Origin of the sequence: Marinoscillum sp., from assembly GCF_965229915.1 — a bacterium.
GTDB lineage: Bacteria > Bacteroidota > Bacteroidia > Cytophagales > Cyclobacteriaceae > Marinoscillum.
The window spans coordinates 1,311,109-1,334,878 of record NZ_CBDDJZ010000001.1 but is presented as its reverse complement, the minus strand read 5'-3'; the positions used below and the strand labels follow the sequence as shown (position 1 = coordinate 1,334,878).

Sequence of the window (23,770 nt, the reverse complement as noted above, 5' to 3'; positions counted from 1 at the left end):
TTTGTCTCAAAAGTAATTCCGAATGCCAGGTTGAGCCTGTCGACCAATTATCGTGCTATTAACTACATTTCGACAAGCTCAATGTGACAATTATCGAGATTGGTTCACTTTTGAGACGGCCTCTTTTATTCCATTTTTAAAATTACTTTCAATTCTATTTTAGGATCCACCAACGTTCGATCGATTAAGTTCCCTTCATAAGCCACATTCCAGCGGAATCGGTCAAAAACGATTAGAGCAGTCAACTCATTTTTCTGCTTGAAAGCATTAAAAGTGATGGGTTTCGTTATCTCCTTAATGGTCAGATTACCAGTAATCTGAAGACTGTCACCAATTGGATTTACCACAGCGATTTCTAATCTGGAAACGGGATAATTCGCCACATCAAAGAAGTCTTCACTTTTCAGGTGATTGACCAAACGTCTTCTAGGGACTGTCTCATGGGCCGGTATATCGGTCACCTGGATGGAGGTCATATCGATGGTGAAACTTCCTCCAACGAGTCGATCACCTTGAGTCAATAAGCTAGCGCCTGAAAGGTTTATAATACCTTCATGCTTCCCCAAACCACGCATTTTGGTGCCTTTCCAATGCAATATAGACCTAGCCAGGTTTATCTCCAATGTATCGGATATTATGATGGAATCAGCTTTTTGAGTCGGCGGTTCTGCTGACTGTGATGCGCTCGAGCAGGACACCAAAATGACCAATGCAACTACCCACTCACCTCTCATAGTCATTCACATTTTTGCCTAAAATAACATCCCTGTTGCCGACAAGCAGGTTGCCTTGTGGTTTCAGCTCCACGAGTCCATTTCCGCCTCGTGCTATGCTACCATCATAATCTTTTAGACGAGGGTCACCCTTGAACACTACGTCGTGAATCCAATAGTACTTCCCATTGGGTTCCAATATGGTGTAGTGAATGTGCATGGGGTCTGTCCTTCCTGGATATGGAGCTGGTCTTAAGGTGTAGTATTCATACTGACCGGCTTGATTGGTTTTCATCCAGCCGCGAATTCTCCCATGGCGTCTTCCCCATCCTTGAGCATCCTTGGCCGGTGGGTAGTATCCGTCCTGATTGGTATGATGGACGTAAATGATGACCCCTGCCGCTGGTGTTTTTCCATCTATTTGATACACTGTTCCACTAATTTTGATTTTTGGACCTTTTTCATTGAAATCCGGAAGTGTGTCAATGGACGTTAGATTTCGCTCTCCGTATTCGAAAATAGCCTCACATCCTTCACAAGGCCCACCTACAAGTCGGTAGTTTGTTGGTTTTTCTTGAGCGCACGACCAGATCGATAGGATAAGGAGTGCTGTACTAATGATTTGTTTCATGCCATGAAGTACGTCTGAAAAATGCCAACAGGACACGAATTTCACAGAGAATAGGCCAAGATGAGTTAAATGCTGGCTATCCTGTGAGTGATTATGGACTTAAACTCCTGGCTATAATTGCGACTAGCTCTCACATTATCACCATTCATCATTTGCACATCATGATCACCGTTCTTTCTGGAAGTGTACGAACGTACATAGTCAGAATTGATGATAGTACTCTTGTGTATTTGTAGGAAGTTTCCACTCGCTATTTTGGCCTTGAACCCATGGAGCGTGTCATTGTACAGATAAGTCTTATCGGCAGTGACCAAGGCGATGTAGGGCCTTTCTGTTTTGACATATTGGACTTCTGAGATAGGCAGTAAAATGTTTTGATTTAGATGACTCACCTTGATCATAGTCAATGAAGGACTATTCGGGTTCGTTTTTGGTCTACCATTTTCAAGGTAATGGAAAACCCCGTACACCATTAGGCATGTCAGCCAGTGATCGCTGAGACTCTCTCCAAAAACGCCTGAAAAACTAAATGTATGGTACATGAAAATTCCAGAAACCGCATAAACCGTAAAAGAGAATAACGTGATGTGGAACATGGTCAGTACCACCGTGATTATTGTATAATGAACTGAAGGAAAGCGTCCAGCAACTCTTCTGCTAAGTAGCACAATGGGGAGGAAAAGTGCCCAGAATGAATTGAATAAAAGGGATTCTGAAAGGTAAAAACTGCTTTGGTGACTGAAGGAGTAAAAAAGGTCTCTACCAACAGCCAGTACCATTAACCCAATGATTGGGATGAATACGTATCGTGACGACTTGGGAATGTGGAGAGGGAGCGAAATCATAATTACTCTAAGCTAACGAGAATTTAAGTTAGTGAGTTTGAATAAACCCATTACCAATCTATTTGAATGCGAGTAGATAGCCAGGGAATTACAGGTCTCTATAAAAATTGTGAGCTTCTATAGCGAGTTTTTAATTCTAGCCGGTACTTTTGCCATCTCATCCGCGCACGTGGTGAAATTGGTATACACGCTGTCTTCAGGTGGCAGTGCCGCAAGGCGTGAAGGTTCGACTCCTTTCGTGCGCACATAAAAAAGGCTGGTCAGTTACTGATCAGTCTTTTTTTGTGTCCTGAAGTGAAATTCAGCTATTCAGACTATTGACACAGCTGATCATAAACCAGCACGTGCTTTCAACCAATATCCTGGTTTCACTGCCAAAATCAGGGTAGAGGTCATTTACAATAGGAGATAGTATGAGTAGAGTCTTGATTCATCAATTTGATTAGCTTTAGGGCACAGATAGTTGAAGAAGTATTTTTATGCCAAGAGGTACATTGCTTTTTATTGGGTTCCTAATGACTTGGGTCGGGCATGCCCAGCAAACAAGTAAGCTGGAGCAGTTGGATCAAGTATTAGAGAACAAGAAGTCTTATGTCGCTCTAAAGGAGCAAAAGATCAATTTGCTCAAGAAACGACTTGCCGCCAATCCAAACGCGGATCTACTGATCCGGTTTGAGATTGTAGATGAGCTCTACAATGAATATCGAAGCTTTGTATACGATTCAGCTTTCACTTATGCGCAGCGTTTGATTGATCTGAGTTATCAAACAGCAGATCCCAGGAAAATAGGTTATGCAAAAACTCAACTGGGATTTACCACATTATCTGCCGGAATGTTTAAAGAAACATTTGATACTCTCAATACTGTTCGAATTAGTGATCTTGATGATGACACCAAGCTTGACTACTACGCGTTGATGGCTCGAGTGCTTTATGATATTAGTGATTTCAACAGAGACCCCTATTATTCTAAGAGATATGTGACCATGGCAGATAAATACATTGAGTTTGCCACGAATATGTCTGAGCCAAATTCGTACAATTTTCTCTACCTCAAAGGCTTGCATAACCTCAGAGTAGAGCGTACAGACGAGGCGGTAAACTACCTGAGCAAACTGATGAACCAGCAGGCTCAATTGACCAATCATCAGTTTGCAATCACCGCCTCCACGCTGAGTTTCCTTCACTTGAAGTTAGGAGATACCACTCAGGCCATCAACCTACTGGCAGAGGCTTGTATCTCGGATATTAAATCCGCCATCAAAGAGACATCTGCAATGACCAGTCTCGCTGATTTGCTTTATCGTCAGGGAAGAATTGAAGCTGCTTATAAGTTCATTAACCATTCCATGGATGATGCGAATTTCTATGGTGCCAAACAACGAAAAAGTGAAGTAGGTGCCATATTGCCTATTATAGCCTCAGCCAGGCTCAACTACATTGATGACCAACGAAAGACGTTGTTGGGATATTCCATTGGGTTGACCCTATTAGCGATCCTGACCATATTCTTTGCAGTGAGCACGTTTCTCCAGTTTCGTAAACTTCGCAGAAAGGATCGCGTGATTCAGGATAAGAACCTGCACCTAAGTGAAACCAATAACAACCTGGTTGAAGCGAATAAAATCAAAGAAGAATATCTCGGTTATTATTTCAATATCAATTCGGAATACATTGAGAAGATCGAGAAGTTTAAGCGCTCGGTTGATCAGAAGCTGATTCAAAAGAAGTATGAAGATATCCGGTTTGTGATGAGCAAGATTGACTTGAAGAAAGAGCGCGAGGAACTTTATTATTCTTTTGATAAAGTATTCTTGAAGCTCTTTCCCGATTTTGTGGAGATATTCAATTCTTTTTTCAAAGAAGAGGATCGAGTCGTATTAGATAAGGATCAGCTCCTCAATACGGAGCTTCGCATCTTCGCACTCATCCGGATGGGAATTTCTGACAGTGATAAGATGGCAAAGATTTTAGGCTACTCCGTCAATACCATTTATGCTTACAAGAACCGGGTGAAGAGCAAGTCTATCATTCCAAATGAAGAGTTCGAAAAGCGGATTATGGAGATACAGGCTAGTTGATTGCATAATCTGCTGTAAACACCCACCTCATTAAAAATACCGCAATAACATTGGTTATTTCGCTACTCTTTTTGCATAAATAGCAAAATACCCCGCAAATAGCACCTATATATTTTCTATATTTTTCAAGTCTCTTAAATTCTGTAATTGACTGAATTACAATGCTTAAGGAGTGATTGAGCTCCAATATTTTCTATATTCTGAGCCTGCATTTTGGGTTTGCCTTTGCAGCTTGGTTCTTTTATAAAATCAAATCATGCGACTTCTTGATTGTGGTAGCTGATTGAATTTAACCAAAAGTGAACATGAAAAACCAAGTGAACATCTACCGGGATTTAAGACAGCTCGTCTATTGATCTCACCTAAGCTTTCCACGCACCCCCAATCTCCACGCGTGAATGAAGTATTAAACCAAAACCTATTAAATGATGAAAATTCGTTTACTCAACCAAAGACTGAGGACCCTTATGTCAGCGTTAATGCTGATGTTGCTGTTCCTCCCTCAACTAGTACTAGCACAAGACCCGCCGCAGTATGGCACGCCTTTTAGTGGAGTGCCAAACCGAATGGATGCTAATATTTACCAAATGAACCTAAGGGAGTATAGTAGCTCACGAAATATTGCCGGAGCTAGAGCCAACTTGCAACGTGTCAAGGATCTCGGTATCAATGTGCTCTATCTGATGCCGATTTTCCCTGTAAGCACGGCCAGTCAGGCTTCTGGATCTCCATATTCGAATACAGATTATAAAGCAGTAGCACCGGATCTTGGAAGTTTGCAAGATCTTCGAGGATTGGTGGAAGATGCCCACAACATGGGCATGGCTGTGATCCTCGATTTTATTGTCAACCAGACTGGCTGGGATCATCCCTGGATTACCCAGCATCCGGAGTACTATCAGACAGATGGTAGCGGCAATATCGTACAGGCTGGTCCTTTTCCTGATGTGGCAGGAATAGACCTGAACAACACGGGAGCAGCGAATGCTATGATAGATGCGATGCGGTATTGGGTGTTTGCGGCCAATGTCGATGGATTTCGTTTTGACTGGGCAGACCAGCCTCCACAGGCCTTTTGGACCAATGCTGTAAACAACCTGCGAGGTATTTCTTCTCATGACCTTTTGTTGCTTGCGGAAGGGTCCAACGAAGGAACCCAATCTGGATGTCAGACCTGTGGTAATAATCAGCCAGGAGCACATTATGCCCAGGGATTTGACTACATCTTTGGCACCAATTTCTACTGGAATGTCATGAAGAAAGTTTGGGATTCTGGAGAGCCAGTAACCAATCTGGATGGCGTTACAGCTGGAGAATACAATGGGGCAGGATCTACACAGTTGGTAGCTAGGTTCTTAAGTAACCATGATGATTACAATGCCGAAGGTTCACCATTTTCATTCCTTCAAGGAGGTAGGAATGGGGTGATGGCTGCATTTGTGCTGGCAACCTATCACAGAAGTGTTCCTTTTATTTACAATGGAATAGAAGTGGGTAACACCAATCCACTACCATATCCATGGAATTCTGGAAATATTAATTGGTCACAGGATTTGACCGTTTATACGGAAATGCAACAGATCCTCAATGCGCGTAATAATAGCGTGGCATTGAGACGAGGATTACCCACTTCTTACATCGATCCAGCAAACACTAATCCGGATATTTTCGCATTTACTAAGGAGAGTGGTGGCGAGAAAGTAGCTGTTTTGATCAACCCACGAGGGGGAAACCGATCATTTACCATTCCGTCTGGCATGGCCGGATCCTATACCGATATTTTTAATCCCGGCACTTCAGTTATCTGGACCACAGGTCAGAATGTGACGTTGGGAGCTTATGAATACATTGTCCTGACCAATGGGAATGTACCAACGGTAGATGTAACTGGTGTTGGATTGAACCCAACGAATATAACCATCAATCAAGGACTAACCCAGCAACTCAATGCATCCGTGCAGCCATCAAATGCCACCAACCAGGGAGTAAGTTGGAGTTCCAGTAATACAAGTGTGGCCACCGTAAGTGCTTCCGGTTTAGTAACAGCAGTGGGAGCAGGGTCGGCAACTATCACGGTGACCACCAATGATGGAGGCTTTCAAGCTAGTTCATCAGTGACGGTAAATCCCGCTCCTACCTTTACTGTTCACTTTTATAAGCCCACCTCCTGGGGAACTGCAATCAATATTTACTGGTGGGCAGCACAGCCTTCGGGTGTGTTGGCAGATGGTTCATGGCCAGGAGTGTCCATGACCAGTGAAGGAAGTGGCTGGTATGCTTACACTTTCACCAACGTGACTTCTACGAACCTGATCTTCAATGATGGTACCAATCAAAGTGCCGACCTATCCAGAAATGGTACAGATGGCTGGTATCAAAATGGGACTTGGTACAATAGCAACCCTGGAGGCTGTGACCCAACAACAATCACTCCTTATGTGAATGTAAACAGCGGCAGCTGGAATCAGACAGCCACTGCTACTTTGGATGCTGGTGGTTCAGTAACCTTTGGTCCTCAGCCTACTGGTGGTAATTGGAGCTGGTCTGGACCAAACAGTTACTCTGCTTCAGTTCGTGAGATTACGCTTTCTAATGTACAGGTGAGTCAGTCAGGTACCTACACAGCGACTTATACCAATTCATGTGGAGCCACTTCTACTCAGGACTTTTCACTTACTGTAAACTCCCTCGGACAAACGCCATACAATGGGGTGATTAGCTTACCTGGTACAGTTGAGGCTGAGAATTTTGATAACGGCGCTAATGGAGAGTCCTATAATGACAGTGATGCCTCCAACAATGGCGGTCAGTACAGATCTACTGGAGTGGACATAGAAGCATGCTCTGAGGGAGGCTACAATGTAGGCTGGACCAATGGTGGTGAGTGGCTCGAATACACAGTAGATGTCGCTAGCGCTGGAAACTATGATGTCGATGTGCGAGTGGCCAGTGCTGTAGGTGGATCGCTACGAATTGAATTTGATGGCGTGGATAAAACCGGGTCAATTTCTGCACCAAATACAGGCGGATGGCAAAGCTGGCAGACGGTCACAGTCACTAATGTGGCGCTAAGTGCCGGTCCGCAAATCATTCGTATTTATATGATTAGTGGTGGGTATAACTTAAACAGTGTGACTTTCACTGCAAGCCAGACTGGTGGTGGCGGTTCTGTTTACTACATCAAGAACAGGTGGCAGGGAACCTATCTCTACGACGCAGGAACCAACACGGGATATGGTGGATTCAGCAGCGCAGATGACCACAAGTGGGAACTGGTGAGTGTAGATGGATATACAGCTATCCAGAATGTAGCCACCGGTCATTACATGAATATTGAGGCATTGACTGGCACCGTACAGAGCACCAATATCAGCACGGGAGCATGGAGTGCCCAGTGGGCGGTTGAGGACTATGACGGTCACAAAAGATTCAGGAACAGGTGGCAGTCAGGTGACTACATACATGTAGAAAACCTTACCGGTAATGCACAGCATGGATCCATTAATGCCGCCTGGCATAGCAGTCATTGGACATTGGAGTCTGCATCAGCCGCTAGAACTACGCAGCTGGATGAATTGAAAGAGCAGCTTTCTCTGAGTGTTTACCCCAATCCAACTACTCATTATCTGAAGCTTGATGCTTCTGGCTGGGCTGGCAATTTAGAAGTGGAATTGAGACTGACTGATCTGTCCGGACGGCAAGTTCAGACAGTTAAGGTAAAAACAGCTGACGATGGTTCGCTGCATCAACAACTAGACATGAGCTCAATGGAATCTGGAATCTACCACCTACAGTTACTTTCTGAAGGTCAGGCCAGATCCTTCAAAGTGATTAAAGAGTAAACTACTTCTTCTTCATTTTTTTTTGATTGGATAGAACCGGGGCCTTAGGCCCCGGTTTTTTGCATACATAGACCTCCCAAGTAGTGTTTGTAGAGAACGAATCCCGTAGGGATGACCTGTAATATGACTGTTTTACCATTCGATTAAGCTCCGTAGGAGCGACCTGTTTAGATTGTGTCTATCCAATCGAACAAGTATTGATCTTCAAAGTCCACCTCGAATTTTTTTAAGAAGGAATGGTATTCTTCTTTGAAAGTTTTTTTGCGGTGGTGTTCCTCTTGATTTAAAATGTATTGAATCACATTGTTAACGGCACTTTGAGAATATGAAAACGCTCCAAATCCTTCTTGCCATTGAAACTTATTGGACATCCATTTTTGCTTGTTGATAAAGCCAGAAGATCCAGCCTTAACATCTCTTGCAAGATCGGATATAGCAATGCTTGGTTTAATACTGACCAGAATATGGGCGTGATCTGGCATGCAAAATATGGCTAGTAGTTTTTGTCCCCGGTTAGCCACAATTCCAGAAATGAATTTATGAAGTTCTTCTCTATGTTCTTTCGGTATTAGGTTTTCTCTCCTTTTTACTACAAATACCAGTTGAATGTAAATCTGTGAGTAAGTGTTGGCCATCGTCGAATTTGTTAATCAGGTTAATTTACTGCTAACGTATCATAAGTTCAAGAATGACTTAACAGGCCGCCCCTCCGGGGCTGGTAGAGGGTATTTGTCTTTTCTAAGAACAGGTCGCCTCTCCGAGGCTGTCCGATTAAGCTGTTTGAATCTCAAAAAGAATGATCTATTAGTAATTTAAAAGGCTACTTCTATCGGTGAGCTCTGTTGGTGCGACCTGTTTAGATTTCATTTTGCATTAAAATATTTCAATTCACCTCGCATGCATTTCAGTTTAAAAAGAAAGGGACAAAATAATAGCTATTTCACTCAATATCACATCTATATTTTAATAGCACTCACAAACAATTAACTACTTGTAATACAAATAATTAGGTCATATTTGACCTAATTATTTTTTATACAAAACGCATGTTTTTTGAAAATCCTTTGCAAGTCTGACTCTTTTGTGAAAACCAATTCCGGGGCATTTTTCATCACCCTACTGACCCGGAATAGTGATGTTTTCAAAACCCTAAATGATGCAAAGAGTAAGCACTTTGATTGCAGGACTGATTGTCCTGATGTTGGCGACAGCCTGTTCTTCAGATACCGTGGTTTTATCACCAGATGGATCAATAGCGGTAACCTTCAAGCTGATCGACGACCAACCTTTCTATCGCGTAAGCAAGAGTGGTGAGGTCATTGTGCAGGATTCTCCACTTGGATTTGAGTTTAAGAATCAGCCTGCTCTTACTAGCGACCTTCAACTTATTAATCTAGAGACCTCTTCCTTCGATGAGACCTGGTCTCAACCCTGGGGAGAAGTCAAAAACATTCGCAATCACTACAATGCTATAACGGTCACACTTCGAGAAAAGACCGGGCTGGAACGAGTCTTAGAAATCACTTTCAGAGCCTATGACGATGGAGTTGGGTTTCGGTACGAGTTCCCGGAACAACCAAACCTCAAAGACTTCATCATCACCAATGAACTGACAGCCTTCAACATGTCCCGAGACATGGATGCCTGGTGGATACCAGCATATGGCGATGAGATCGATTCAGAATTTCTTTTCACGAAAAATCGAATAAGCGAAATCGGTCAGAAAGTACATACACCATTGACCATGGAATCTGGTGATTCTTTGTTTGTGACCATTCATGAAGCGGCATTGGTTGATTATGCTGGAATGGCACTAGATCCAAAAGGCCAAAATCTGACTTGTGATTTAGTGCCTTGGGCCAATGGCGACAAAGTAATTGGTAAAGCACCTACGGTGACACCCTGGAGAACCATTCAGGTGGCAGAAAATGCTGGCGATCTAATCACTTCCTATTTGATTTTGAATCTCAATGAACCGAATAAACTTGCAGACCTCTCCTATCTACGACCGGGTAAGTACAATGGTATCTGGTGGGGAATGCACCTTGATCGCTACACATGGAATCAGGGACCCAAACATGGAGCTGCGTCACCTGTCGTTAGGAAATACATTGACTTTGCTGGAGCCAATAACTTATCTGGAGTCCTGGTGGAGGGCTGGAACAAAGGTTGGGAATATGACTGGAGTGAAGGTCGATTCAATTTCCTAGAACCGTATGATGATTTTGATATTGCCAATCTCAGTCAATATGCTTCGCAAAATGGAGTAGGGTTGATCGGTCATCATGAAACAGGAGGCAACATCGAGAACTATGAGAATCAGCTTCCTGAGGCATTCCAGTTTTACCAGCGGTATGGAATTCACAGTGTGAAGACAGGATATGTGACTCGTCGACCTGCTGGTGAATACCATCAGGGACAGTTCATGGTACGCCATTACCAGCGTGTGGTGGAAATGGCTGCTGCTCACCAAATCGCACTAGATATACATGAGCCAGTGAAGGCTACTGGATTGAGAAGAACCTATCCAAACCTGATGACCCGTGAGGGTGCACGAGGTACGGAGTACGAAGCGTGGAGCAAGGGTAATCCGCCAGAGCATACGGTGATTTTACCTTTCACCCGATGCCTGGCGGGTCCTTTGGATTATACACCGGGGATCTTCGACATCCTCATCAAGGACAAACCCGAAAACAGGGTGCATACCACGCTTGCAAAACAACTAGCACTTTATGTGACGATTTACAGTCCACTGCAAATGGCCGCTGATCTGCCGGAGAATTATGCAGGGCAGCCAGCATTTCAGTTTATCCGAGATGTGCCCACGGATTGGGAAGAGACTCATGTGCTCAACGCTAAAATTGGAGACCATCTGACCATTGTGCGCAAAGACAGAAAAAGTGATGACTGGTACCTGGGTAGTACTACCAATGAGCAACCGCGTGAGCTAACTATTGATCTCAATTTCTTACTTCCCAACCGAAGGTACCAGGCACAGATCTATGCAGATGGTGAACAGGCAGATATGGAAAACAATCCCACAGACGTGCTCATCACTAGCGCAAATGTGTCCTCTGACCAGACCATGCAATTGAAACTTGCCCCTGGAGGAGGGCAAGCTATAAGGTTCCACTTGCTGGAGTAATACCAAAACAATGAAGACTTTCCACCCAAATTAAATAACCATCTAAATGATACAGACAGACTTAAAAATGATGAAATACCTGCTACCCATGCTGCTATTCATGTGTAGCATGTGGTCCTTTGCACAGGACAGGACACTATCAGGTAAAGTGACCGACGGAGATACAGGTGAGGGCCTACCTGGTGCCACTATCCTGGTGAAGGGAACGGACAATGGAACGATCACAGACATCAATGGCAACTACTCCATTACCATTCCCTCGTGGCAAGGAGATGCCGTGATTACCGTTTCTTTTGTGGGGTTTGTGACACAAGAGATTCAGCTGAATGGTCAAACTCAACTGGATGTAACCATGTCCACGGACATTGCTGCTTTAGAAGAAGTAGTGGTGGTAGGTTATGGTTCGGTGAAGAAATCCGATGCGACAGGCTCTGTGGCCGTGGTGACTAGCAAAGATTTCAATAAAGGCGCTGTAAACTCACCGCAGGAGTTGATTCAAGGAAAAGCTGCAGGTGTCAGCATCACCAGCAACAGCGGAGCACCGGGAAATACTTCTACTATCAGAATCCGTGGAGCGTCCTCCATCTATGCCAGCAATGATCCATTGATTGTGGTGGATGGTGTGCCGCTCAATAACAAAGGAATCGGCGGGGCACCGAATGTTTTGTCGACCATCAACCCAAATGATATTGAATCCTTTACCGTGTTAAAAGACGCATCCGCTACGGCCATCTACGGTTCAAGAGCTGCCGGAGGAGTGATCATAATCACCACTAAAAGAGGAGCGAATCAGAAGCTCAAAGTGGATTACAATTTTACTGGCTCACTATATACAACACCCAATAAACTGAATGTGTATTCCGGTGATGAATTCAGGGAGCTAATCACGCAGCAGTATGCTGCTGATCACGATGCTCGGAACTATCTAGGTGACGCCAATACTGACTGGCAGGACGCTATTTATAAAGATGCATTTGGTCAGGATCACAACGTGAGTTTATCAGGGTCTGTTCCTAATTTGGACTACCGCGCTTCGGTGGGTTATAACAATACTGATGGTGTTCTGAAGACTTACAACTTCGAGCGAACTACTGTGGCTGTGGGGCTTGACCCAACACTCCTCAATGACAAGCTGAGGATGCAGCTTAACGTGAAGGGCATGATCAATAACAACAATTTTGCAGAGCAGGGAGCTATTGCCAATGCCATCGCTTACAATCCGACTTTGCCCATATACAATGGAAATACTCGCTATAGAGGTTATACTACGCTGACTGATGATCCAGAAAATGTAAACGGAAATCCCATCACTTTGGGTACTGCCAATCCCGTGGCGCAGTTGGCACTGACAGACAACACTTCTCAAGTCAAACGGAGCATTGGAAACCTTAAAGTTAATTATGAAATCATCGATGGGTTAATTGCTACAGCAAATGTCGGGTATGACTATGCCTTTTCGGAAGGGCACAACAATGTAGCTGATAGTACCCAGTGGGTTTATCTGCCGGTACCTGAGGGTGGTCGCACTACACTTTATGAAAACGAGCGAAAGAATGAGCTGTTGGATTTTTATGTGAGTTATAAAAGAGACGCCGAGTCCATTAATAGTCGCTTTGATGCGATGGTTGGGTATTCTTGGGCACACTTTAGTAGTCATGATACTGACTCTACATGGAACCGCGATCAGACCGTATTCCAACGTGGAAATGATTTTCCATCGGAGTATTACTTGATCTCGTTCTTTGGAAGGCTCAACTATACATTGCTGGACAAGTATTTACTTACCCTCACTTTGAGGAATGACCAGACTTCTCGATTCGGGCCGGATCAGCGGTCCGGGTTATTTCCATCAGCTGCATTTGCCTGGAACATCCATGATGAGGCTTTTCTGAAAAGTAGTCAACTGGTTTCAGACCTGAAGTTGCGTCTGGGATATGGTGTCACTGGTCAGCAGGATGTGGTTAATAATGACTATCCATACATTCCTACCTACACTTTGAGCAACAGCTCAGCTCGCTATCAGTTAGGAAATACTTTCTACAATACCCTTCGTCCTGACGGATACGATGCTTACCTGAAATGGGAAACAACAACTACGTTCAATGCAGGTATCGATTTTGGTTTGTTTAAAAACAGGTTGTCAGGTAGTCTAGATGTCTACCAGAAGGAGACGACGGATTTGCTCAATCAGGTGGACATTTCACCAGGTACCAACTTTGTGGCTACACTCATCACCAATGTCGGTGATATGGTCAATCGAGGTGTGGAGCTCAACTTAAACTGGATCGCTATTGACCAGGGAGATTGGCGATGGAAACTCAATGGGAATGTCTTCTTCAATCGCAATGAAGTGACCAAGCTGAACAATAGTGCTGATGAGGAATACACTGTGCCAGAACCTTCTAGTAGTGTAGGCGGTACCACCGATGGAACGGCTCAGGTTTATCGAGTAGGTTATCCGATTCGCTCTTACTATGTCTATGAGCAGGTTTATGGTCCTGACGGCAAGATGATCCCGAATGCTTTCGTGGATCGAAATAAGAATGGCATCATTGATAATGATGACAGGTACCTACTCAAAAATCCAAATCCAGATGTCATCTTCGGATTCAATACATGGCTCAGCTACAAGCAGTTTGATCTGGCTATCAATGCAAGAGCCAATCTCAATAACTATGTCTACAACAATGTAGCCGCCAATAGCAACTACTACAATCTGTACGATGGTATGGGCTATCTACGGAACATGTCTACTCAAGCGGATCTGACACAGATTACCGATGCGGGAGAGTTTACCAGGCTTTCAGATTATTACGTAGAGAATGGGACTTTCTTTCGAGTAGACAATGTCAACCTCACTTACAATCTGCCAGATGTATTTAATGAGTTCGCCGACTTGAGTTTCACTGTTGGCGTGCAGAATGCACTGTTGATCACCAACTATCGAGGGCTTGACCCTGAGGTGAGTGGTGGTATGGACAACAATTTCTACCCAAGATCCCGAACCTTCATGCTGGGCATAAAAGCCAGTTTCTAACCCCAAAATGAATACGATCATGAAACATATATCAATCAAAATATTCGCCAGTCTTCTCCTATTGTCGTCCATGACCTCTTGTTTGGATGACTTGAATACTGAGCCCCTTTCGGATCAGGTGATCAATGGAGCCACTGTGTTCGATACGGAGGAGGGCTACAAACAATTCCTCGCCAAACTATATGGTAGTTTGACACTGACAGGTCAGCAGGGCGAGTTTGGTAATCCCGAGATTGCCAATCCTGATGAGGGGGAAACATCTTTTCTCCGAACCTACTGGTCAGCTCAGGAGATAACTACTGATGAGGCCATCTCCTCATGGAATGATCCAAAGATTCAAACCTTCAACTTCCAAACATGGGGAGACCAGAATGCGCTCCTCTCTCTGCTTTATCAGCGGATTTACATCAACATTGCCTTTTGCAACGAATACCTGCGAGCAGTCGATGAGCGCATCGACGGTCTGTCTGGAGATTTTCAGGATGAGGTAAGAGCTTATCGAGCAGAGGCAGCTGTTCTTCGGGCATTGAATTACTATTTCGCTATGGACTTATGGGGCAATGTTCCGTTCATCCTTCCAGAGGATGGTGTAGGAGCTTATCAACCACCACAGATCAGCCGAGCAGAATTGTTTGATCACATCGAATCAGAGCTTTTGATGGCTCTTCCAGAGCTTATCGATGCAGGCAAGAATGAATACGCCAGAATAGACAAGGCAGTGGCATGGACGCTTTTGGCTAAGCTTTACCTAAATGCTGAAGTGTACACAGGAACCGCACAATGGGACAAAGCTGTGGAATATAGCAGTCTCGTTATCAACTCAGGAGCATTCTCTTTAGGGTCTGATTATGAAGAGTTATTTCTGGCAGATAATCACGGACTTACTCAGGAGATCATTTTCGCAGTGGCTGAGGACGGAGTGAATACACGAAACTATGGTGGGATGACCTTCATCATCCACGGAGCTACCGGTGATGGTCCGGCTAATGGTGTGAGCGGAGGCTGGTATGGTCACCGACCAACCAGTTCATTTGTGGAGTCAGCTTTTGCTGATGGTAATGATAACCGAGCGTATTTTCCGACAACTGGACAAACCGGAACAGTAATTAACGATCCCATTCAGTTTGGTCAGGGTTATCGATGCAGCAAATTCAAGAATCTCACGTCTGGAGGAGCAAACGGTCAGGACCCAACATTTGTGGACACGGACTTCCCGCTATTCCGCCTGGCAGATGTCTACCTGATGTACGCCGAGGCAGTGCTAAGAGGTGGTGCTGGAGGTAATATGACAGAAGCTGTGGCTTTGGTGAATGAACTGCGCCAGCGAGCCTATGGTGACAATTCCGGGAACATTACCACCTCAGATTTGACACTTGATTTCCTACTTGCTGAGCGTGGTAGAGAACTCTATTGGGAGGCGCATCGCCGCACCGATCTGATCCGATTCGGACAGTTCACTAACGGAACCCTCCGCTGGGACTGGAAAGGTGGCGTGCAGGCAGGTACTTCCACAGCTCAACATCTCACGCTTTTCCCATTACCTGCATTTGACCTGGGACTCAATAAAAACTTAACGCAAAATGATGGCTACTAGCCATCACCTAATCAACAAACTATTAACCAATTATTTAAACGATGACTATCATGAAACAACTAAAACTAATGGCAATGATGCTCACAGTACTTATTTTGGGTGCGTGTGGCGATGATGACGATGGAGGCAACGAGGTATCTGATCCGGTAGCCCCCTCAGTAACTGCTCCAACAGACGGATCAAGTATTGTGATCACTGAAAGTAATCTAGAGTCAGATCTGGAGATCTCATGGGCCGCTGCAGACTTTGGAGTGGATGTAGCGGTGAGCTATGATATTCAGCTTGATGTAGATGGTGGTGATTTCTCCAATGCTGCTACCCTTGCCGCAGGTGTGAATGGAGTATCTACTACCATTGCGTATTCCGTTTTGAACTCTGCAGTGATCTCTACCCTGGAGCAGGAGGCGAACACCGCAGTAGATCTGGATTTAAGAGTAGTGGCCTCATCACAGGGGTTAGATGACCTGACTTCTGGAGTGATCGGCCTTAATGTGACTTCTTTCAAAGCAGATGTCATTGTAGCGCCAGTTACGACACTCTCTTCAGCTACCGTTGCTGTTACCAGTGAAACGCTTAGCAATGAACTGACTATTTCGTGGAGTGCTGCCACAGTAGGATCAGGGGATACGACTATCTATACAGTAGCCATGTCAGTAGCAGGAGCTGAGTCTTCACAGACAGTAGCGATTACCGGTGATCTACAAACGACACTTACCCACGAGGCGCTTAACTTCTACCTGGATCAAAACCTGGGACAAGATCCAAATACTGAAGTGAGTGTAGAGTTTGTGGTGACAGCTACTTCTGGTGAGGAGTCCATTGCAGCGGAGGCAGCCACTGCGGCCATCACTACGCTGGATGCTCAGTATTCTGGTTCGGATGTGATGTACATGACAGGGAGTTTCACCGATCCGGGATGGGAGCCCTGGAACAATGCCGTAATTCTCCATCCATTTGACAATGAAGGGACTACAAACTACGAAGGATATGCGTACTTCAATGCCGCACACGAAGTGAAGTTCACTGATCAGGCAGGTTGGGATGGTACTAACTACGCGTTTGATTCCGATGGAGTACTGACTACAACGGGAACAGGCAATATTCCAGTTGCTGCAGGTCATTATCGAGTGATTGTAGACCCTACTAACCTGACATATTCATTCACCGAAGTGCAGTGGGGAGTGATTGGTACAGCTACACCTGGTGGTTGGGATGCCTCTACGGCAATGACTTTCAATGAAGACAACAATACCTGGGAGTTGACTGAAGATCTGGTGAACGGAGCATTGAAGTTTAGAGCCAATGATGGCTGGGATATTAATTTCGGTCCAAGGGATAGTTTCACCAACCGAGGTGAGTTGATCCATACGGATGCAGCTATCGACTTTGGAGTGACCGAATCAGGTAACTACACCGTAGTAATCAGCTTTGACACTTCAGTAAGTCCTTACAAATGGAACTTTGAAGTTATAAGAAATCAGTAACTGTCAACCTAATGTAGATAATTGCACCTTGGGAGATGGACTATTACAATCCACTCTCAGGGTGTATCTGTGTTTCAATACTATGATTATGCGATACCTATTAGTTCTTGCTCTTCTTTTTTCTCTTGCCTGTGGTGATGAGGGTCTTACACCTCCAGATAATCCTGGTGGTGACATTACCGTAGCTGTAGAGCCTTTTAGTGATATCCCATCCCTGGAAGAGATGGTCGTATACCAGGTAAATATGAGAGCAATAAGCTCAATAGGCACCTTCAAGGGAGTGCAGGGTAGACTCGATAACATTGAAGAACTGGGTTCTAATGTGATTTGGCTGATGCCTATTTTTCCTGTTGGGATCGAGAAAGGAGTGAATTCACCCTATGCGCCTAAAGATTATACAACAGTTGGATCAGAGTATGGGGGCATGGATGATTTGATTCGTCTGGTCAATGATGCCCACAGTAGAGGGATTGCGGTCATTCTGGACTGGGTAGCCAACCATACTGCCTGGGATCATGCCTGGGTTTCGAAACACCCCGATTGGTATACAACTGATGATAATGGTAACATGATTCCACCTCCAGGAACCAACTGGACGGATGTGGTAGAACTTAACTTTAGCAATAGCGACATGAAAGCAGAGATGATCTCTTCTATGCAGTTTTGGATAGACAATGCAGGAATCGATGGATTCAGGTGCGATGCTGCTGATTTTGTGCCCAGTAGTTTTTGGTCACAGGCACTTGGTGATTTGAAAAAAAGCACGGATAAAGAGTTGATTCTACTCGCTGAAGGTAGCCAGACGGCTAACTTTTCGGCCGGATTTGAAATGGACTATGCGTGGGATTTCAACCACGCGATCAGATCAGCATTTGAGAATGGCTTATCTGCCACTACGATCATCAATGCGCATACCAATGAATACAATCGCATCCCATCGGGTAAGGAAAAGCTCAGGTACATTACTAACCATGACGTGTATGCCTGGGAAAGTACCGTGGTTGATGACTTTACAGCGGTGGGTTCTGTCACTGCATTTGTGATCACAGCTTACCTGGGTGGTATTCCATTGATTTACAACGGACAGGAGATAGCCCGCCCCACTACCATTAATTTCCTAACAGATGACCCCATAGACTGGACACTAAACCCGGGAATTTACGATGAATATGTAGCCGTGATGAATGCTAGAGCAGCTCTTGTTGCTGTAAGTGACGGATCGATGACTTCTTTCTCCAGTTCTGATGTGATAGCATTCACTCGTATAAATGGGGATGAGGAGGTGTTGGTGCTAGCCAACATACGCAATGATGGCAGTGCACTTGTAATTGGCAGTGCTCTGGAGGGTGATTGGACCAATGTATTGAATGAAGAGTTGGTTACACTGAGTGGCACTATTGAGTTATCGGCTTATGAGTATTTAATTCTGAAGAGGTAGGAGGTAAGGTTCCAGATTCTATGTCTTGGACTCATAGTTGAGTCAACCTAAAGTCGCTGAACATAGAACCTAGTACCTACAACCTTACTATTCTATTGGCACAGCTGATCATAAACCAGCACGTGCTCAGAAAAGTCAGACCATCTGAATTTCTCGCCTGCATATTCTTGTTCGAATTCCGGGCAGTCTTTGTATAAGCGAGTAAGTGCCTCATCGTCGTATTTTCTCTTTTTATAAATCTCGGCTTGGTTACTACCTTCAGTTACTACCAGATAGGAGGTGTCTTCACCTCCAGCTACAGCCAAACCCTGTACTTGAAAGGTGCCGGTTTCGTTTGCGTTCGGGTTAATGTAGACTTTGATTTTACTGTCAAACCCTGGATTGAGGAGCTGCATGAGTGCATATTTGTTTTTGTTTGGGAGAAGTGCCTGATCAAAAATGACCCATTCACGCTCCATGATTTTGTCAAAATCCATTTCAGAAGCCCGCTGGATATTAGGAGTAGCCAGGGCACTTACCTGGTTCATGAATCTGGTTGTTTTCACTGCCAGCAATGTTACGTCCGCGGATTTGAGTTTCACTTTGGTTTTATCAGCCTGCTTAATGGTGAGTGCGCGAACCTGGCCATCCATCATGGTGGCAGAGCTGATGCTACCGCGGATAGTATCTCCAGCAATGGTGACGGCATATACTTCTTTGGCGGTCATGAGAAGACCATCCTCTACCGGAGGCATGAAGTATTTGGAATATTGGGCATTGACCTGCATACTGACAAGCACAACGATAAACAGCGATAAGATGGATTTCATAAGGTGAATTTTCCTGCCAATTACGGTAAAAATCATGAAATAATTATTCCCAATAAGATGAATATTTTCATGGCTCAAATGGTCTTTAGCCAGCACAATGGTCATTGGCACTGACTGATTCAAAACCAATGACACTAGATTTTAATTATCAGAGTGACTTGTGTTGTGAGGAGTACCGCTGTTGGTGTTTCATTCTCAGTCGGTTTGCTTTTGCTAATTCTCTGATTGAATTTCTTGGATTTTCTGTTTATATCGAGCATTTCTACTCAGTTCATACGCCTTTGTTAGATAGGTGACTGCCTTGTTCGGTTGATTGGTTTGAAGGTAATACTCAGCAAGCTGACCTTGTGCCTCTTCGCTTTTTGGGTAAAATTTTGCAGCATAGCTGAGAAACAGTTCTACTTTATCTAGTTGTCCCATTTGCACATACATCTGTGCGGCCATTGACAGCAGTTCTTCATCGGCGGGAGGCACCGTGTAGCCAAATCGTTTAGAAAGTAGTTGGGCACGCGCATCGATCATGGCTCGGAGCGTTTCAGTAGGAGTCTCCGGGTTGTTAAACTTTGAGGCGTCTTTTAGCTGATACCACTCAAATGTGTAGCGTAAAGCGTCAATCATCGTAGGTAGTGGCACCGAACCGTGGATGTCATCCGGATAGTACTTCCACCTGAATCTAAATTCGTCAGACTGTTTGCTTTCAAGTGCCTTACATAGGGTCAATGTAGATCTGGCCAGGACCGAATGCGGTGATGCTGTTTTCATCACCTCTTCAATACCAATAGCTTCATTGGACCGGTCTAGTGGACTGGCTAGTGAGATAAAAAGGCTCTTGTTCTGCAAGTCTATATGATCCAGTTTCTTTAATGACTTGTTTAAGAACTTTTGGTTATCCCAGTCCATGCTTGGATCGATGGCGATGTAATTGCTAAACAAGTTGGGGTGATTAATGAACGTGTTTATGGCAAACAAGCCTGCATGAGAGTGACCGATCAAGGTTCGGTAGGAGGTGGTGGCATAATGACCATCCACGAAAGGAATGAGTTCCTGTTGGATAAACTCGGTAAAGCGCCTGGCCTCACCAGAACTAACGCCGTTTATCTTAGTTGGTGTTAGGTCTCTGGTGCGGTTATCTTTATTGGAGATTCCTACCAGTATCATTTTGGGCAGATAGTGTCCCCAGTAGTAATTGTAAACCGCAGTGAGTCCACTCATTTGTTCGCCACCATCCAGTACATATACTACTGGAAACCGGTCGTAGGGCTTACTATCGGGTGGTACCTGGATCCAGAAGTCTCTTTCTTCTCCGAGTATCTTGGATTGTATACTTTGTTTTGTCCCTATTTTGTACAAATAGGAAGGATCATTTACGTCCTGTGCGCTGAGCTGTAAAGTGATTAGCCATAGCTGAGCCAGTAGTATTTTGACAATAGTTTTCATGTCCGCTTTAAGTTAAAGGGTAAAAAAAGTGATAAAATGTGGGTAGTAGGAGCTACTTTTTAATTCGAGGAATCCTCAATTGGCTCCAGATAAGGGGGAAGTTCGTAGACGGATTTCTTCTGGTTACTATTCATCCTGTTGTAGATGTCCTGAAGGGCGTCATATTCAGCTTTGTTTTCTATGGGCAGAATAATTCCTTCTTCCAGGTCTTTTTCATTCATTTGACCGGTACGAAGGATCTCCTCCATATTGGCTGTGTACCTCCAGTATTTGAGCATTTCTTTGCCGGTCACTCCCTGGTTGTCTGAGCACGACCATAGGATAAACGCAATGAGTGGCAGAGCCATGAGCTGTTTTAAATACTGGGTCTTACTTTTTCGCTTTTTCATCATTAAAAATCGTTTTTTGGTTAGAGAAAAATTAAACCCACTGGCTATGGCAGGTACGTCTTGTGACATAAAGTAGCCAAGCAACATATTTTGGTAGTGGGATATGCTCGTTGTGTTATTGATTGCTGATTGATCCGCCAGAAACTCATGGTTGAGTCGCATGGACTTCTTGAAGAGACCTAACATTGGATTGATCCAAATGAAGGCTTTTACGAATTCGATCAACAGGATATCATAGGTGTGTCCTTGTCGCACATGCGCAATTTCATGATCGATCAGCTCTGGTTCAATGTGAGCAAAATTTTGCTCGCTGATAAACACATAGTTCATGAACGAATAGGGAGCATGGCTTTTGTTGGTCAAAACCACTTTTGTGTCATTGATCCATTCGATTTTTCCTTTTTTGATTCGTCTCCAAAGCTTTGTGGTGTCGATTCCAAAACGGACTAAGAAAATGAAGGTCACACCTAGGTAGACTACATCAAAGAGTTGATTCCAGGTAATCATTTGCTGCGAAACATTCAATCCGGTATCGCTCAAGAGCATTTTGAACTCTTCCGGACCTGAGAAGGAAATCAGTGGCACGACTAATGAGAATACCAACCCCAGCAATAGAAAGAACCGGTTGAAAACAAAGGTTTTCTCTTTTTCCAGCAGGAGTTTGTAGAAGCCATAAAACATGGCCAATGACAAGCTAAATCTGATGATGTAGAGTATCATTTTTCTGCGTCTTTAATTTTGTCATCAATAATTTCACGTAGTTGTTCCAGTTCACCTTTGGTGAGATTCGCATTTTGAGCAAAAAAGGAAGCAAATCTGCCAGTAGAGCCTTGAAAGAGAGTAGAAATCACCCCCTTGAGATATGACGATGAGTAGCGCTTCTCATCAATAAGTGGGTAGTATTGTCGTGAGTTTCCATGCAGGTCATAAGCAATAGCTCCTTTGTCTGCCAGACGTTTCAGAAGGGTAGCCAGAGTTGTAGGTGCTGGCTTTGGTTCGGGGTGTGCATCCATGATATCTTTCATGTATACTCTTCCTTTTTGCCATATCAAACTCATGATATACTGCTCTTTGTCGGATAATTTTATTTCTACGCTTTTAGATTTCATTCTACAAGTATAGAAGAACTTTTCAGATTCTACAAGTGTAGAAGAGTATTTGTGGTTTTATTGTTCACTGAACCAGTAAAAACAACATCTTCCCAGTCTCCTCGTTCAAATGTTCATGAACAGGTTAAAAGAATTTTTTTGGTTATGCTCTGGTGCCAACCGGGAGATCTTGTCTAATACGCCATCCGAGTCCTCAAAATATGTGGGTATTGGAGCCACCGTTTTTTTTACAGGAATCTTCGCTGCGCTAGCCGGCGGTTATGCGCTCTACACGGTTTTTGACAATTACTGGATAGCGGCTCTTTTTGGGATCGTGTGGGGTCTGATGATTTTTAATCTGGATCGCTTTATCGTAAGTAGCATGCGCAAGAATGGCGATACCCAACAGGAATTTCTACAGGTATTGCCACGATTGGTGCTGGCGGTGGTGATCTCCATTGTGATTGCTAAGCCGCTGGAACTGAAGATTTTTGAGAAGGAAGTGAATAGCGAGATCACTTCCATGATTCAGGAAGACCTGGCGCTCAAAGAGCGCATCGTGCAGCATCGATTCGAGGAGTCCAGAAGCCGACTGAATAGTGAAATCAATTCACTGAAATCAGAAATTGACACAAAAGCAGCTCGTAGAGATGAACTGAGAGAGATCGCACGGCGAGAAGCAGATGGCACTGGCGGAACCGGCCTGAGAAACCCTGGACCCATTTACCAAATCAAAAAAGCAGATGCCGATAGGATAGAGGCAGAGCTCAATGAATTGATTGCTGCCAATGCACCCATTATCGAAGAGAAGGAGCAAGCCATTCGGGACTTGAACGACCGACAAAATGAACAGCTTGCTGCACTGGAAGAAAGCCAGCTGACAGGGCTTGCGTCTCGTATGGAAGCGCTGGACCGACTGACCAACAAAAGCTCAGCCATTGCCATGGCGCATTGGTTCATCATGCTATTGTTTTTGGTGGTGGAGACCTCACCGATTTTTGTGAAGCTGGTATCTCAGCGTGGACCCTATGATTATGTGCTCAAGACCGAAGAGTATGGATTTGAAGCGTTTCATTATGAGGACCTGGCTAAAGTCAATGCCACCATCAAGAAACGTTCGTCAAAACTCTCTCGAGCAGAAGTGGAGTATCTGAACGAACGGCTGGAGTTGGGGTTGAGGGGGTAAGTTACTCCCACCAACGATCTGGTTTACCGTAATTTGGGTGGTGAATATCCT

General features: G+C 44.4%; 16 protein-coding genes and 1 tRNA gene. 9 read left to right on the top strand and 8 right to left on the bottom strand.

Features of this window, described 5'->3' with window-relative positions:
* Positions 1–125 precede the first annotated feature (125 nt).
* The 3 genes from ACO067_RS05670 to ACO067_RS05660 all read right to left on the bottom strand — a co-directional run bounded on the left by ACO067_RS05670 (position 126) and on the right by ACO067_RS05660 (position 2,189).
* The gene (locus ACO067_RS05670) at positions 126–734 is read right to left on the bottom strand and encodes a YceI family protein (protein WP_421871707.1); all 609 of its coding nucleotides are present in this window, start codon (positions 732–734) and stop codon (positions 126–128) included.
* On the bottom strand, positions 724–1,344 hold the full coding sequence (locus ACO067_RS05665; protein ID WP_421871705.1) for an intradiol ring-cleavage dioxygenase: 621 nt from the start codon (positions 1,342–1,344) through the stop codon (positions 724–726). The genes ACO067_RS05670 and ACO067_RS05665 overlap by 11 nt, the downstream gene beginning before the upstream one ends.
* Positions 1,345–1,409: 65 nt before the next feature.
* Positions 1,410–2,189, bottom strand: a complete 780-nt coding sequence (locus tag ACO067_RS05660; protein WP_421871702.1) for a LytTR family DNA-binding domain-containing protein — start codon at positions 2,187–2,189, stop codon at positions 1,410–1,412.
* Positions 2,190–2,352: 163 nt separating this feature from the next.
* Here ACO067_RS05660 and ACO067_RS05655 point away from each other — a divergent pair.
* The 3 genes from ACO067_RS05655 to ACO067_RS05645 all read left to right on the top strand — a co-directional run bounded on the left by ACO067_RS05655 (position 2,353) and on the right by ACO067_RS05645 (position 8,112).
* Positions 2,353–2,434: transfer RNA gene (locus ACO067_RS05655), tRNA-Leu, on the top strand.
* A gap of 234 nt (positions 2,435–2,668) precedes the next feature.
* A complete protein-coding gene (locus ACO067_RS05650) occupies positions 2,669–4,270 on the top strand; it encodes a DUF6377 domain-containing protein (protein WP_421871700.1) in 1,602 nt (533 codons plus the stop codon).
* 467 nt (positions 4,271–4,737) lie between these two features.
* A complete protein-coding gene (locus ACO067_RS05645) occupies positions 4,738–8,112 on the top strand; it encodes an alpha-amylase family glycosyl hydrolase (RefSeq protein ID WP_421871698.1) in 3,375 nt (1,124 codons plus the stop codon).
* Positions 8,113–8,279: 167 nt separating this feature from the next.
* Here ACO067_RS05645 and tnpA read toward each other — a convergent pair whose 3' ends face one another.
* Positions 8,280–8,747 carry an IS200/IS605 family transposase gene (gene tnpA / locus ACO067_RS05640; RefSeq protein WP_421871697.1) on the bottom strand — a complete coding sequence of 156 codons (468 nt, stop codon included), beginning with the start codon at positions 8,745–8,747 and terminating at the stop codon, positions 8,280–8,282.
* Between the two features lie 518 nt (positions 8,748–9,265).
* Here tnpA and ACO067_RS05635 point away from each other — a divergent pair.
* The 5 genes from ACO067_RS05635 (at position 9,266) to ACO067_RS05615 (ending at position 18,810) form a co-directional block, all read left to right on the top strand.
* Complete coding sequence (locus ACO067_RS05635) at positions 9,266–11,257, top strand: glycoside hydrolase family 97 protein (protein ID WP_421871694.1); 1,992 nt, start codon at positions 9,266–9,268, stop codon at positions 11,255–11,257.
* A gap of 46 nt (positions 11,258–11,303) precedes the next feature.
* Positions 11,304–14,294, top strand: a complete 2,991-nt coding sequence (locus tag ACO067_RS05630; protein WP_421871692.1) for a SusC/RagA family TonB-linked outer membrane protein — start codon at positions 11,304–11,306, stop codon at positions 14,292–14,294.
* Between the two features lie 19 nt (positions 14,295–14,313).
* Positions 14,314–15,888: a RagB/SusD family nutrient uptake outer membrane protein gene (locus ACO067_RS05625; RefSeq protein ID WP_421871688.1), complete on the top strand. Its 1,575-nt coding sequence runs from the start codon at positions 14,314–14,316 to the stop codon at positions 15,886–15,888.
* Between the two features lie 50 nt (positions 15,889–15,938).
* Positions 15,939–17,372, top strand: coding sequence for a SusE domain-containing protein (locus ACO067_RS05620; protein WP_421871686.1), 1,434 nt, complete (start codon positions 15,939–15,941; stop codon positions 17,370–17,372).
* An 88-nt stretch (positions 17,373–17,460) separates the two neighbouring features.
* A complete protein-coding gene (locus tag ACO067_RS05615) occupies positions 17,461–18,810 on the top strand; it encodes an alpha-amylase family glycosyl hydrolase (protein ID WP_421871684.1) in 1,350 nt (449 codons plus the stop codon).
* Positions 18,811–18,902: 92 nt separating this feature from the next.
* On the opposite strand, the gene ACO067_RS05610 is transcribed toward ACO067_RS05615, so the two are convergent.
* The 4 genes from ACO067_RS05610 to ACO067_RS05595 all read right to left on the bottom strand — a co-directional run bounded on the left by ACO067_RS05610 (position 18,903) and on the right by ACO067_RS05595 (position 22,554).
* Positions 18,903–19,619: a hypothetical protein gene (locus ACO067_RS05610; RefSeq protein ID WP_421871682.1), complete on the bottom strand. Its 717-nt coding sequence runs from the start codon at positions 19,617–19,619 to the stop codon at positions 18,903–18,905.
* Positions 19,620–19,832: 213 nt separating this feature from the next.
* Positions 19,833–21,056 carry an alpha/beta hydrolase-fold protein gene (locus ACO067_RS05605; RefSeq protein WP_421871680.1) on the bottom strand — a complete coding sequence of 408 codons (1,224 nt, stop codon included), beginning with the start codon at positions 21,054–21,056 and terminating at the stop codon, positions 19,833–19,835.
* A gap of 59 nt (positions 21,057–21,115) precedes the next feature.
* Positions 21,116–22,165 carry a M56 family metallopeptidase gene (locus tag ACO067_RS05600; RefSeq protein WP_421871678.1) on the bottom strand — a complete coding sequence of 350 codons (1,050 nt, stop codon included), beginning with the start codon at positions 22,163–22,165 and terminating at the stop codon, positions 21,116–21,118.
* Positions 22,162–22,554 (bottom strand): BlaI/MecI/CopY family transcriptional regulator, encoded by a 393-nt coding sequence (locus ACO067_RS05595; RefSeq protein ID WP_421871676.1) that lies wholly within the window; start codon positions 22,552–22,554, stop codon positions 22,162–22,164. Before ACO067_RS05595 ends, ACO067_RS05600 begins: the two co-directional genes overlap by 4 nt.
* Before the next feature lie 115 nt (positions 22,555–22,669).
* Between ACO067_RS05595 and ACO067_RS05590 the strand changes: the two genes are divergently transcribed.
* Positions 22,670–23,719, top strand: a complete 1,050-nt coding sequence (locus ACO067_RS05590) for a DUF4407 domain-containing protein (protein WP_421871674.1) — start codon at positions 22,670–22,672, stop codon at positions 23,717–23,719.
* Positions 23,720–23,770 lie beyond the last annotated feature (51 nt).